This is a genomic window from Streptomyces sp. NPDC087422 (assembly GCF_044744145.1).
GTDB lineage: Bacteria > Actinomycetota > Actinomycetes > Streptomycetales > Streptomycetaceae > Actinacidiphila.
In genome coordinates, this window is record NZ_JBIUXT010000015.1 from 46,583 (window position 1) to 59,451 (window position 12,869).

Genomic DNA, 12,869 nt, shown 5'->3' on the forward strand with positions numbered 1-12,869 from the left:
CCGTCGCGTCCCGCGTCCGGAGGGGTCCCGCGCCCGCGTCCGGAGGCTCCCGCCTCAGCTCGGCTGGGGCTGCTGCTCGCGGTCCCTGGCCGCCGCTTCCTCAGGCGTCGGGGCGGTGCCGCCCAGATGCGCGGGCAGCCACCAGCGGTCGGCGGGGCCCGAGGGCCTGCCCGGATACGTACGCTGCGCGTCGTCCAGCAGCTCCTGCACCCGCAGCCGCAGCCGCCGGGTGAGCGCGCCCGCCTTCTCGTTCTCCTGCGGGCGCATCTGCTCGCCGATCCGCAGCGTGATCGGGAACTTGCTGCGGCCCAGATTGCGCGGGTGCCCCTTCGTCCACAGTCGCTGAGTGCCCCACAGCGCCATCGGCAGCAGCGGCACACCGGCCTCCATCGCCAGCCGGGCCGCACCCGACTTGAACGACTTCAACGTGAACGACTGCGAGATGGTCGCCTCGGGGAAGACCCCGATGATCTCACCGCCGCGCAGGGCGTCCAGGGCGTGCGCGTACGCGTGCATGCCCTCGGAGCGGTCCACCGGAATGTGCTTCATGGCGCGCATCAGCGGACCCGACACCTTGTGCCGGAAAACCGATTCCTTCGCCATGAAGCGCACCAGGCGCTTGGCGGGCAGCGTCGTCAGACCGCAGAAGACGAAGTCCAGATAGCCGATGTGGTTGCTGACGAGCAGGGCGCCGCCTTGGCGGGGGACGTTCTCGGTGCCCCGGATGTCGAATTTGAGCCCCTGCACCTTGAACATGGTGCGGGCACAAGCGATCACCGGTGGGTAGACGAGTTCGGCCATGTCGGGGCACCTGCTCTCTCCGGGGCGGCGCTCCCGGCGGAAGTTACGCGCCCGTAAGTTGTTCGGCCGCTGAGCGATGGTGCCCCGCCGGCGGGCCCCCTGTCATCCTGGGGACCGGTGCCGAGGCGAGATTCTTCTCACGACCTGCGGCGGAACCCATCAGGCTGCTGCCCGTTTCAGCAGCAGATACACCTCGCACCCCAGGCAGTAGGCGAAAGCGGCGTTGAGAAAGGCGGCGGCGAGCGCGCACGCGGTGGCCGCCAGACCCAGCCACTGCGGGCCCACCAGATAGCCGATGACACCGATCACGGAGAAGCCGAAACCCACCGCCTGCGCGAACCGCGGCGGGGCCGCGTCCTCGGTGCCGGGCGGCGGCCCCAGCCTGGGCCGCACCAGGGTGCGGAAAACCCAGCCGTACGGCGAATTCTGCACTCCGGCCACCGCTCCCACGGCGAAGACCGCGGCCTGAACGGCCAGCAGCCAGCCGCTGCCGGTGATCAGCACGACCGCCAGCACCACCGTGGTCAGGGACGCACCGAAGCGGGGCCCTCGTACATCGATCTCCATGACTGAAATAATGGCCGACCAGCGACGGAACGCGACCGCGGGAATCATTGCGTTCGCATGAACGCTGCACGGATCGGAAAGACGGGGGCGGGAAGCCGCCGGACGTACGACCGTGTGTGTGACCGGACGTACGACGGTGTGTGACCGGACGTATGACCAGGCGTATGAGACGTACGAGATGTGTGAGCGGACGAGGAGCACGGCGTTGACGGGACTGGTGGTCTGCCTGGCCGTACTGCTGGCCGCGAGCGCCTACGGGCTGGTGCACCGGCGCAGGGACGGGAGAATCCGGGTGCGGACGAAGGACGGCGACGAGCGGCTGACGGCCGCTGAACTCGGCGGGCCGCTGGGGGAGCGCGCCACCCTGGTGCAGTTCTCCAGCGCCTTCTGCGCGCCCTGCCGGGCCACCCGGCGCGTGCTCGACGAGGTGGCGGGCATGGTGGACGGCGTCCGGCACGTCGAGATCGACGCCGAGGCGCACCTGGAGCTGGTCAGGCGGCTGAGCGTCCTCAAGACCCCGACCGTGTTCGTCCTCGACGCGGACGGCGCGATCGTGCGCAGGGCCGCCGGTCAGCCGCGCAAGGCGGACGTGATCGCCGCGCTGGGCGCGGCTGTCTGACGAGCCGGGCGGGCCGGCCGATCTGAGGGGCTGTCAGCCTCCGGCGGAGCGCGGTGTGACGGAAATTCCATATTCCGGGCGGGTCTTGACGTGACCCCGTCCGAATCGTCACTCTGACGTTATGTCGCACGACCACTTTCTGTACGCGTATCTGTACGCGCGCGCCGATGTCGACTTCGGTCGGCACTCCAGCGCGCGTTGTCCGAGCTGCTGAGCGCCCACGACCCGCACTCCGCCGCTCGACCGCTTCAGAAGGATCTGACCGTGACTGCCATCAGCGATCACCCCGCCGCCTTTGACTCCTCGGCCTTCGACCCCACGCCCGGCCCCGCTCTCGACCCCGCCGTCTTCCGTTCGGTCTTCCGCCGCCACGCGGCCGGAGTCGCCGTGATCACCGCCGCGGGCCCCGATCCCGTCGGCTTCACCGCCACCTCCCTGACCTCGGTGTCCGCCGAGCCGCCGCTGCTCTCCTTCGGCATCAGCCTGGGGTCGTCGAGCTGGCCGACCGTCGCCGAGGCGGCGTTCGTCGGCGTCCACATACTCGGCGAGCACCAGGAAGTGCTGGCCGGCACGTTCGCCCGCAGCGGCGCCGACCGCTTCGGCCCCGCCACCGCCTGGGCGTCCGGCCCGCACGGCGTGCCGCTGCTCGACGAGGTACCGGCCTGGCTGGTGTGCCGCGTCGTGGCGCGCATCCCGGCGGGCGACCACCGGATCGTCATCGCCCAGGCCGTCGCCGGCGACCCCCAGGGTCCCGGCCGCCCGCTCCTCTACCACCAGGGCGGCTTCAACTCACTCGGCCACTGACCGCGGCGGCGTCGGCCACATCACAGTTCAAGGTCCTTGCTAACGGGGAACCAGCTCTGTGTACTGGCGAGTAATATTTCTGTCGGGGCAGTTGCTGCGTCCCGGCGGGGAGCCGCCGCCGCGGACGCCTATGCTGCCATTCCGGGGCGGATTCCGGGGCAGTTGGACGAAGACGTTGCAACGATGCAGTAGGTAGGAGAGCTGGCGTGAGTTTGAGGATCGTAGTCGCAGTGAAGTACGTGCCCGATGCCACGGGCGACCGTCACTTCGCCGAGGACCTGACCACTGACCGCGACGCGGTGGACGGCCTGCTCTCCGAGCTGGACGAGTACGCGGTCGAGCAGGCGCTGCAGATCGCCGACGCGGCGGACGACGCGGAGATCACGGTGCTGACCGTGGGTCCCGAGGACGCGAAGGACGCGTTGCGCAAGGCGCTGTCGATGGGCGCGGACAAGGCGATCCACGTCGAGGACGACGGCCTGCACGGCACGGACATCCTCGGCACGTCGCTGGTGCTCGCCAAGGCCATCGAGCGCGCGGGCTTCGACCTCGTCGTGACCGGCATGGCCTCGACCGACGGCACCGCGGGCGTGGTGCCCGCGCTGCTGGCCGAGCGGCTGGGCGTGCCGCAGGTGACGTTCCTGTCCGAGGTGTCGGTCGAGGACGGCAAGGTGACCGGCCGCCGCGACGGCGACGCGGCCAGCGAGCGGCTGGAGGCGTCGCTTCCGGCGCTGGTCTCGGTGACCGACCAGTCGGGCGAGGCCCGTTACCCCTCGTTCAAGGGGATCATGGCGGCGAAGAAGAAGCCGGTGGAGGCCCTGGACCTGTCGGATCTGGGTCTGGACGCGGCCGAGGTGGGCCTGGCCGGTGCGTGGACGGCCGTCGAGGACGCCACGCAGCGTCCGGCGCGGACGGCGGGCACGATCGTGAAGGACGAGGGCGAGGGCGGCAAGCAGCTCGCGGAGTACCTGGCGAGCCAGAAGTTCATCTGACCGGATGCCGGGCGCCCTCCCGGACGCTGTCCCGGGCCCGCTTCCGGCCGTTCCGGTCCGTATCCGCCCCGTCAAACTTTTTCGTAGGAGTGCATTTCCATGGGTGAAGTCCTCGTCTATGTCGACCACGTGGACGGTGCCGTCCGCAAGCCGACTCTCGAACTGCTGACGCTGGCCCGCCGGATCGGTGAGCCGGTCGCGGTCCACCTCGGCCCCGGCGCCGACGCCGCCGCGTCCGTGCTGGGCGAGCACGGCGCCGTGCGGGTACTGGCCGCCGACGCGCCGGAGTTCGCCGACTACCTCGTCGTACCGAAGGTCGACGCGCTGGAGGCCGCCGCCAAGGCGGTGAGCCCGGTCGCGGTCCTGGTGCCGTCCTCCGCCGAGGGCAAGGAGATCGCCGCGCGGCTCGCGCTGCGCCTGGGCTCGGGCCTGATCACCGACGCGATCGACGTGGAGGCCGGCGCCGACGGCCCGGTGGCCACGCAGTCGGCGTTCGCCGCCGCCTTCACGACCCGCTCCCGGGTCAGCACGGGCGTCCCCGTTATCACGGTGAAGCCGAACTCCGCGCCGGTCGAGGCGGCTTCGGCGGCCGGGACGGTCGAGGCGCTGGAGGTGGCCTTCGGTGAACTGGCCACCGGCACCAAGGTCGTCTCGCGGACCCCGCGGGAGTCGACCGGGCGTCCTGAGCTGACCGAGGCCGCGATCGTGGTCTCCGGCGGTCGCGGTGTCAACGGCGCCGAGAACTTCTCGGTCATCGAGGCGCTGGCGGACTCCCTGGGCGCGGCCGTGGGCGCGTCGCGCGCGGCGGTGGACGCGGGCTGGTACCCGCACACCAACCAGGTCGGCCAGACCGGCAAGTCGGTGTCGCCGCAGCTCTACATCGCCAACGGCATCTCGGGCGCGATCCAGCACCGCGCGGGCATGCAGACGTCCAAGACGATCGTCGCGGTGAACAAGGACGCGGAGGCGCCGATCTTCGACCTCGTCGACTACGGCGTCGTCGGCGACCTCTTCCAGGTCGTCCCCCAGCTCACCGAGGAGATCAAGGCCCGCAAGGGCTGACCGACCCCTCCCCGACGGCCCCCGCACGCCAGCCGCGTGCGGGGGCCGTCGTCCGTCCGGCGCCCCGCTGGTGGGGTGTTGACCTCGGCCTACGGCACGGCTAGCTTCACTTCAACGATTTGTTGAATTTCCGGGAGGGTGGCACATGGCGCAGGGCTCAGCGGGCGCGGCGGCGGCCGGTACGACACTGGCGGACGCGGTACGGGCGGACATCGGCGCCGGTCTGGCCGGCACCGACGCCGAACTGGCCCGCCGTTACCCCGGCGACCCCGGCACCCGGCAGCCCGTGCACACCGTCTACGTACCCGCCGACGCCTTCGGCCCCCGGACCGTACGCGACTGGGGCGACCAGGCGCTGGCCGCACTCGACGCCCACGCCCCGGACGCCGCCGCGCTCGCCGCCGTACTCGGCCTTCCCGCGGGGCCGTCCACCGGGCTGGCCGCCGAGGTCCACGACCGGGTGCGGGCCAAGCTGGAGCGCGAGCCCGTCGAGGACCTGCGGATCGACTTCGAGGACGGCTACGGGCCGCGCCCCGACACCGAGGAGGACGCGGCGGCCGTGGCCGCCGCCCGCACCGTGACGGCCGCCGTCGCGGACGGCAGCGCGCCGCCGTACGTCGGCATCCGGATGAAGTGCATGGAGGCGGCGGTCCGCGACCGGGGCATCCGTACGCTCGACCTCTTCCTGACCGCCCTGCTGGACGGGGGCGGTCTGCCCGACGGGCTGCTGCTGACACTGCCCAAGGTGACCTTCCCCGCGCAGGTCGCGGCGATGGCGCGGCTGTGCGAGGAGTTCGAGCGGGCGGCCGGGCTGCCGCGGGGGCGGATCGGCTTCGAGATCCAGATCGAGACCACCCAGTCCATCCTCGGCCCCGACGGCACGGCGACCGTGCCGCGGCTGATCGACGCCGCCAAGGGCCGCGCCACCGGTCTGCACTACGGCACCTTCGACTACAGCGCCGCGTGCGGGGTCAGCGCCGCCCACCAGTCGATGGACCACCCGGCCGCCGACTACGCCAAGGCGGTCATGCAGGTCGCCGCGGCGGGCACCGGCGTCCGGCTGTCCGACGGCTCCACCAACGTGCTCCCCGTCGGCCCGGCCGAGCAGGTGCACGACGCCTGGCGCCTGCACTACGGCCTGGTCCGCCGCTCACTGGCCCGCGCGTACTACCAGGGCTGGGACATGCACCCCGCCCACCTGCCGACCCGCTACGCCGCCGTCTACGCCTTCTACCGCGAGGGCCTGGACGCCTGCGCCGCCCGCCTCGCCGCCTACGTCGCCAAGGCGGGCGGCGACGTCATGGACGAGCCCGCCACGGCCCGCGCCCTCAGCGGCTACCTGCTGCGCGGCCTCGACTGCGGCGCCATCGACGCCGAGGAGGTCACCGAGCGCACCGGCCTCGGTCGCGCGGAGCTGGACACGCTGGCGGGCCGCTAGGAGCCTGTCCCGCGGATCGCGGACGGCCCCTGACGCGGCGGGCGCATGCCCGCAGGACACGGGCCGATGCCGTACGGGCCCGGCGGGTGCTCAGTCGGACGGGGGGATCTCGCCGGAGCCGCGGGCGATCAGGCGGGCGGGGAGCTCCAGCCGGGCGGGGGCGGCGTCCGCGCCGCCCTCCAGGCGGCGGAAGAGCAACTGCGCCGCGCTGCGTCCGAGCCCCGGCGAGTCCTGGGCCACGACGCTGACCGGCGGGTCGAGCAGATCGGCGAGTTCGAAGTCGTCGAAGCCGACCAGGGCGACCGGGCGCGGGTGGTGGGACAGCACGCGCACCGCGGTGACGGTGACGCGGTTGTTGCCCGCGAACAGCGCGGTCACCGGCTCGGGACCGGACAGCAGGGACGCCAGGACGGCGCGGACCCGCTCGGGGTTGGTCGGGCCCATCGAGTACCACTCGGGCCTGATGGTCAGCCCCGCGTCGGCCATCGCCTCGCGGTAGCCGCGCAGTCGCTCGGCGGCGGTGTGAATGCCCGGCTGGTCACCGATGAAGCCGATCCTGCGGTGTCCGTGCGCGATCAGATGCGCGACACCGTCACGGGTGCCGCCCGCGTTGTCGGTCAGCACCATGTCCGCGTCGATCCGGCCCGCGGGACGGTCGACGAAGACCGTGGCCACCCCGGCCTCGATCTCGGGGACCAGATACCGGTGGTCGTCAGCCGCGGGCACCACGATCAGCCCGTCCACCCGGCGGGCGCAGAACGCCAGCACCAGCTCCTGCTCACGCCGCGGGTCCTCGGCGCTCGACCCGGTGAACAGCAGCGCGCCGTTGGCCCGCGCCACGTCCTCGACCGCCCTGCTGAGCGGGGCGTAGAACGGGTCGGCGAGGTCTTCGAGCACCAGGCCGACGCTGGCGGTGCGGCGGGTGCGCAGCAGTCGCGCGCTGTCGTTGCGCCGGAAGCCGAGCGCGTCGATCGCCGCCTGGACGCGGGCGACCGTGTCCGGGGTGACGCCGGGCTCCTCGTTCACCACCCGCGACACCGTCTTGAGGCCGACGCCCGCTCGGGCGGCGACATCTTTCATGGTGGGCCGGGGAACTCGTCCAGAACTGTGGGTCACGATCGTAGTATTCCCTGCGGGAAGAGTTGGACAACGTTGTCAGAGTTAGGCGAGACTATCTCTGGTGCCGTTTCCGCGGAACCCCGGGCGATTCGCCAGGATATTCGTCAGGAACGTCAGGAAAGAGGAGATCCCCGAGCGATGCACCCCCAAGGCGCTACCGGTCCACTCGTGGCCGCAATCGACATCGGCGGTACGAAGATCGCCGGGGCGCTCATCGACGCGGAGGGGCGACTGCTGGCGCGGGCGCTGCGGGCGACGCCCGCGGGGGAGGACGGCGAGACGGTGGTGCGGGCGGTCACCAACGTGATCGCCGAGCTGCGGGCCACCGCCGTGTGGCCCCGCGTCGTCGCCGTCGGCATCGGCAGCGCGGGTCCCGTCGACGCCGCGCACGGCACCGTCAGCCCGGTCAACGTGCCCGGCTGGCGCGAATTCCCGCTCGTCGCGCGGGTGTCCGACGCGGTCGGCGGCCTGCCCGTCGTCCTCACCGGCGACGGGGTCGCCATGACCGCGGCCGAGCACTGGCAGGGAGCCGCCCGCGGTTACGACAACGCGCTGTGCATGGTCGTCTCCACCGGGGTCGGCGGCGGTCTGGTCCTCGGCGGCGCCCTCCTTCCCGGGCCCACCGGCAATGCCGGGCACATCGGTCACATCAGCGTCGACCTCGACGGTGATCTCTGCCCGTGCGGGTCGCGCGGCTGCGTCGAGCGGATCGCCAGCGGACCGAACATCGCGCGCCGCGCGCTGGACGGGGGCTGGGTGCCGCCCGCCGGTGCCGCGCCCACGGCGGCGGCCGTCGCCGAGGCCGCGCGCGGCGGGGACGCCGTGGCGCTGGCCTCCTTCGACCGGGCCGCGCAGGCGCTCGCGGCCGGGATCGCGGCCACCGCGACGCTCGTCGAGATCCATGTCGCCGTCATCGGCGGGGGTGTCGCGGGGGCCGGGCCGATTCTCTTCGATCCTCTCCGGGAGCACCTCGCGCGGTACGCCACGCTCTCCTTCGCGGCCGGGGTCGATGTCGTGCCCGCCAAGCTCGGGACGGATGCCGGGTTGGTCGGGGCGGCGGCGGCTGCGGCGCAGGCGCTGCGGTTGGACGCTTTTACGACGACGATCTGACGGGGCGGCTCGCCGCCGGGTCCGAGTCCGCGAGGGCGGTTCCTGTGGGGGCGGGGGCCCGCGGCGTGCTCGGCTCTTGTCGGGCCGGTGGCCCGACAATCCGAAGAGGTGACCGCCTCGCGGGGGCCGGCTGCGGTCCGCGGCTGCGCGCTGGCTGGGCGCGCAGTTCCCCGCGCCCCTCAAAAGACCTGGCGTGCCCTCTGGCGATTGGTGAGGGCGGCGCACCGTGCGCGCCGAGATCTCGGCGCGCTCTCTTCCGAGGGGTGAGGGCGTCTGGGGGCGGGCCCCGAGACCTTGGCCTCCGCGCGGTGTGCTTCGCGTCGTGGACGCCACCGCGTGCCGTGTCTCGTCAGGGGGCGCGCACTCCGGTGCCGCGCAGCCGATGACGGCGCTGATCGCCTTCAGGGCCTTCCAGGGGCTCGGCGCTGGCGGTCTCGCCGTGGGCGCCTTCTGGCTGATCGGCGCGCCGGTGCCCCCGCGGCGAGCGGGGCCGCTACCAGGGCATGACCGCCTTGGTCATGGTGCTCGGCACCATTGGTCGCCCGTTGCTCGGCGGTTTCGTCACCGGCCACCTCGGCGGGCGCTGGGCCTTCTCCGTCAACTCTGCCGCTCGGCCTGCTCGCGCTGGTGTGGTGCCAGGTCATGCTGCGGCTGCCCGCCACCCGCCACCCGCCACCCGCCACCCGCCACCCGCTACCCGCTACCCGCGGCAAGGCCGGGACCGACTGGCTCGGCATCGTCCTCATGACCTTCGCCCTCTCCTCGGTTGTGCTCGCCGGGACCTGGGCGGGCAACCGTTACGCCTGGGCCTCCTGGCGGATCGGCCCGCTGGCCGTCGCCGCCGCGCTCGGCCTGGCCGCCTTTGTGGCCTCGCAGCGCCGCGCGGCCGACCCGTCCTGCCGTTGCGGGTGTTCGACACCCGCAACGTCCGGCTCTCGTCGATGTTGATCTTCGCGGTGGGCGCCGCGATGTGCGGTGCCACGCTCGATCCGCCGCTGTACCGGCAGAGCGTCCAGGGCGCGTCGGCCACCAGCTCCGGCCGGTGCGGGGCTCGGCCTGCTGATGCGGATGCCCACGACGATCGCCCAGAACAGCGTCGGGATGCGGGACATGGGCGTCGCGTCCGCCGGCACCACGCTCTTCCGTACGGGCGGCGGCTCGCTCGGCGTGGCCGTCTTCGGCTCGCTGTTCACCCGGGCCACCGAGGGGCGTCGGCCGGGCGCGGGCGGCGCGGGACGCGTACTTGCGTTCCGGCGCGACGGGGACGCATCAGATCTTCATGGTCGCCGCGGCCGTCTGCGCCGCTGCCTTCCTGGCCGCGCTGTTCGCCGAGGAGGACCCGCTGCGCGGCAAACCGGGTGCCGCGCCGAGGCCCGCCCCTGCCACCGCCGTGGCGGATTCCCGCTGAGGGGCGGGGCGTTTCCGTGGACCGGGAGGCGGGAGCGACCCGCACCCTCCACCGCATCGCGTGCGGCGCCCGGCTCGACGCGGCGGGCGCTGCCCGGTCCGCGGTGAGCACAGGGTGGCGCCCGCGGAGGCGGAGACGCGGCCCGGGCCGCGCTCCGACGGCCCGCACCGCGACGGTCCGGTGTCCGTCACGCTGGCCTCCCCGCGCCGACCGTTGCGGCCGGTACGCGCCGCCGCGGGCCACGGCGCGTTTGCCGCCCACGATGATCCGGGCAATTCGTAGGGGTCTACGGAAAAGGGGGCACCGTGATCATCTGGGTGAACGGGGCGTTCGGCGCGGGGAAGACCAGCGCCGCACTGGAGATGCTGGAGCTGATACCGGAAAGCACCCTGTACGACCCCGAGGTACTCGGCGGCTGTCTGCGCCAACTGCTGCCGGAAAAACGGCTCCAAGAAGTGACCGACTACCAGGACCTGGCCATATGGCGGCGATTGGTGGTCGAGACCGCCGCCGCTCTCCTCAATGAGGTGGGCGGCGTTCTGGTGGCCCCGATGACCCTGCTGCGGCAGGACTACCGCGACGAGATCTTCGGTGGCCTCGCGTCCCGTGGCATCGAGGTCCGGCACGTACTGCTGGAACCAGGAGAAACGATCCTGCGTGAACGCATCGCCACCAGGGACGACCACCCCGACCGCACCGGAACGAACGACCGGGCCCGTCGCTGGGCGCTGGACCGCATCGCCGACTACGAGAACGCCCTGCCGTGGCTCGCCCTGGACGCGCACATCCTGTCCACCGCGGGCCTGACCCCCCGTCAGACCGCGCTGCGGGTCACCGAGGCCGTCGGGCGCGGCGCCGGGGCCTGCGGGATCGTCCAGACCCCCGAACCGACCGCGGAGACCGTGGCGTCCGGCGTCCTGCTCTTCGACGACGCGGACCGCGTCCTGCTGGTCGACCCGACCTACAAACCCGGCTGGGAGTTCCCCGGCGGGGTCGTCGAACGCGGCGAGTCGCCCGCGCGCGCCGGACACCGCGAGGTCGCCGAGGAACTGGGGCTCGAACTCGCCCGCGGCCTCGAACTCCTCGTGGTCGACTGGGAACCGCCACGCCCGCCCGGCTACGGCGGGCTCCGCCTGATCTTCGACGGCGGCCGGGTCGCGGAAGCGGACATCGGCCGCCTGCTGCTGCCCGGCGCCGAACTGCGCGGCTGGCGCTTCGTCACCGAGGACGAGGCCGCGGGACTGCTCCCACCGGCCCGCCTCGACCGGCTGCGCTGGGCGCTGCGCGCCCGCGAACAGGGCCGCCCGCTCAACCTGGAGGCCGGTCACCCGGCCGAATGACCCCGCCCCGCCCGGCCGCCGCTGCCCCCGCCGCCGCCCACCCGGCGTGGACGGCGGTGACGGCGGCCGGGTCCCGCGGTTCGGTCAGGCCGCGCCGCCCGCGGACTTGGAGGCCGCGTAGTGGCCCAGGAACAGCGCCTCCGCCAGCGACAACCGCTCCAGCTCCCGCGGCGACACGCTCTCGTTGACCGCGTGGATCTGCGCCTCCGGCTCGCTGAGGCCGATCAGCAGGATCTCGGCTCGCGGATACAGGGTCGCCAGGGTGTTGCACAGCGGGATCGAACCGCCCTGCCCGGCCACCGCCAACTCCTCCCCGTACGCCTCCCGCATCGCGTCCGCCATCGCCGTGTACGCCGGGCTCCCGGTGTCCGCGCGGAACGGCTGACCGCTGCCGCGCTGCGTCACCTCCACCTTCGCGCCCCACGGAGCCGCCGCCCGCAGATGCGCGGTCAGCGCCTCGGCCGCCTGCTCGGCCGCGGTGCCCGGCGGGACCCGGACGCTCACCAGCGCGCCCGCGGTCGCCTGTACGGACGGGGTCGCGCCGACGACCGGCGGCGCGTCGATGCCCAGCACCGTCACCGAGGGACGCGCCCAGATCCGGTCCGCGACACTGCCCTTGCCGACCAGCTCCACACCGTCCAGCACCTTGGCGTCGCGCCGGAAGTCCTCCTCCGGGTAGCGCAGCCCCGGCCACTCGCCCGAGGCGTCGAGACCGTCGATCGTGGTCGAACCGTCCGCGTCCCGCAGCGACGCCAGGATCTGGATCAGCGCCCCGAGCGCGTCCGGCGCCGCCCCGCCGAACTGCCCCGAGTGCAGGTTGCCTTCGAGCGTCGAGACCCGCACCTCCGCCAGCACCATGCCGCGCAGCGTCGAGGTCACCGTGGGCAGCCCCACCCGGAAGTTGCCCGCGTCGCCGATCACGATCGCGTCGGCGGCCAGCAGCTCCGGGTGCTCCTCGGCGTAGCGCTCAAGACCGCCGGTGCCCTGCTCCTCGGAACCCTCCACGATCACCTTGATGTTCACCGGAGCGCCGCCGTGCTCGCGCAGCGCCCGCAGCGCGGTGAGGTGCATCAGCACGCCGCCCTTGCAGTCGGCCGCGCCACGCCCGTACCAGCGGCCGTCCCGCTCGGTCAGCTCGAAGGGCGGGGAGAGCCACGCCGATTCGTCCAGCGGCGGCTGCACGTCGTAGTGCGCGTACAGCAGCACCGTCGGCGCACCCTCGGGCCCCGGCAGCCAGCCGTACACCGACTGCGTGCCGTCGGGGGTGTCCAGCAGGGCCACCTCCTGGAAGCCCTCCGCCCGCAGCGCGTCGGCCACCCAGACGGCCGCCTTCTCGCACTCGCTCTTCGGGAACTGTCGTTCATCGGCCACCGACGCGTACGACACCAGCTCCGCCAGCTCCGTCCGGGCACGGGGAAGCAGGGCGGCGACAGTATCGGCGAGCGGGGTGCTGGACATAGGTGCTCCTAGCAGGAATCAGGTGGCAACATCGGTCGTTGGTGCACACAACGGGGTCGCTGCCGATGGTGCCACAGCGAGATGTTCCGGACGGGCGCAATAGGATGCGGCTGAACAGGGGCAACACAGCCGGACAGGCCGAGCGGGAGCG

13 protein-coding genes are annotated in these 12,869 nt (G+C 73.0%); 9 read left to right on the top strand and 4 right to left on the bottom strand.

All coding sequences use genetic code 11. The features are described 5' to 3' along the window. Positions 1–54 precede the first annotated feature (54 nt). Both ACIO6U_RS32710 and ACIO6U_RS32715 read right to left on the bottom strand, forming a co-directional pair. Entirely contained in the window at positions 55–801 is a 747-nt protein-coding gene (locus ACIO6U_RS32710; protein WP_355343810.1) for a lysophospholipid acyltransferase family protein, read from the bottom strand. 159 nt (positions 802–960) lie between these two features. After that, a complete protein-coding gene (locus ACIO6U_RS32715; RefSeq protein WP_355343813.1) occupies positions 961–1,368 on the bottom strand; it encodes a DUF4395 domain-containing protein in 408 nt (135 codons plus the stop codon). Between the two features lie 205 nt (positions 1,369–1,573). Here ACIO6U_RS32715 and ACIO6U_RS32720 point away from each other — a divergent pair, with 205 nt between their 5' ends. The 5 genes from ACIO6U_RS32720 (at position 1,574) to ACIO6U_RS32740 (ending at position 6,283) form a co-directional block, all read left to right on the top strand. Continuing rightward, positions 1,574–1,987: a thioredoxin family protein gene (locus ACIO6U_RS32720; RefSeq protein ID WP_401724629.1), complete on the top strand. Its 414-nt coding sequence runs from the start codon at positions 1,574–1,576 to the stop codon at positions 1,985–1,987. 264 nt (positions 1,988–2,251) lie between these two features. Beyond that, positions 2,252–2,791, top strand: a complete 540-nt coding sequence (locus ACIO6U_RS32725; RefSeq protein WP_401724632.1) for a flavin reductase family protein — start codon at positions 2,252–2,254, stop codon at positions 2,789–2,791. Positions 2,792–2,997: 206 nt separating this feature from the next. Further along, a complete protein-coding gene (locus tag ACIO6U_RS32730) occupies positions 2,998–3,783 on the top strand; it encodes an electron transfer flavoprotein subunit beta/FixA family protein (protein ID WP_355343822.1) in 786 nt (261 codons plus the stop codon). A 99-nt stretch (positions 3,784–3,882) separates the two neighbouring features. After that, the gene (locus ACIO6U_RS32735; RefSeq protein WP_355343825.1) at positions 3,883–4,845 is read left to right on the top strand and encodes an electron transfer flavoprotein subunit alpha/FixB family protein; all 963 of its coding nucleotides are present in this window, start codon (positions 3,883–3,885) and stop codon (positions 4,843–4,845) included. 145 nt (positions 4,846–4,990) lie between these two features. Beyond that, positions 4,991–6,283, top strand: a complete 1,293-nt coding sequence (locus tag ACIO6U_RS32740) for a DUF6986 family protein (protein WP_401724635.1) — start codon at positions 4,991–4,993, stop codon at positions 6,281–6,283. Positions 6,284–6,373: 90 nt separating this feature from the next. Here ACIO6U_RS32740 and ACIO6U_RS32745 read toward each other — a convergent pair whose 3' ends face one another. Further along, positions 6,374–7,363 carry a LacI family DNA-binding transcriptional regulator gene (locus tag ACIO6U_RS32745; protein WP_401724638.1) on the bottom strand — a complete coding sequence of 330 codons (990 nt, stop codon included), beginning with the start codon at positions 7,361–7,363 and terminating at the stop codon, positions 6,374–6,376. 177 nt (positions 7,364–7,540) lie between these two features. Here ACIO6U_RS32745 and ACIO6U_RS32750 point away from each other — a divergent pair, with 177 nt between their 5' ends. The 4 genes from ACIO6U_RS32750 to ACIO6U_RS32765 all read left to right on the top strand — a co-directional run bounded on the left by ACIO6U_RS32750 (position 7,541) and on the right by ACIO6U_RS32765 (position 11,260). Next, positions 7,541–8,512: an ROK family protein gene (locus tag ACIO6U_RS32750; RefSeq protein WP_391050209.1), complete on the top strand. Its 972-nt coding sequence runs from the start codon at positions 7,541–7,543 to the stop codon at positions 8,510–8,512. 642 nt (positions 8,513–9,154) lie between these two features. Then, positions 9,155–9,460 (top strand): hypothetical protein, encoded by a 306-nt coding sequence (locus tag ACIO6U_RS32755; protein WP_401724641.1) that lies wholly within the window; start codon positions 9,155–9,157, stop codon positions 9,458–9,460. A 295-nt stretch (positions 9,461–9,755) separates the two neighbouring features. Then, the gene (locus ACIO6U_RS32760) at positions 9,756–9,920 is read left to right on the top strand and encodes a hypothetical protein (RefSeq protein WP_401724644.1); all 165 of its coding nucleotides are present in this window, start codon (positions 9,756–9,758) and stop codon (positions 9,918–9,920) included. Positions 9,921–10,225: 305 nt separating this feature from the next. Then, on the top strand, positions 10,226–11,260 hold the full coding sequence (locus ACIO6U_RS32765) for an NUDIX domain-containing protein (protein WP_355343837.1): 1,035 nt from the start codon (positions 10,226–10,228) through the stop codon (positions 11,258–11,260). An 84-nt stretch (positions 11,261–11,344) separates the two neighbouring features. On the opposite strand, the gene ACIO6U_RS32770 is transcribed toward ACIO6U_RS32765, so the two are convergent. After that, entirely contained in the window at positions 11,345–12,718 is a 1,374-nt protein-coding gene (locus tag ACIO6U_RS32770) for a dipeptidase (RefSeq protein ID WP_355343840.1), read from the bottom strand. Positions 12,719–12,869: the final 151 nt, after the last annotated feature.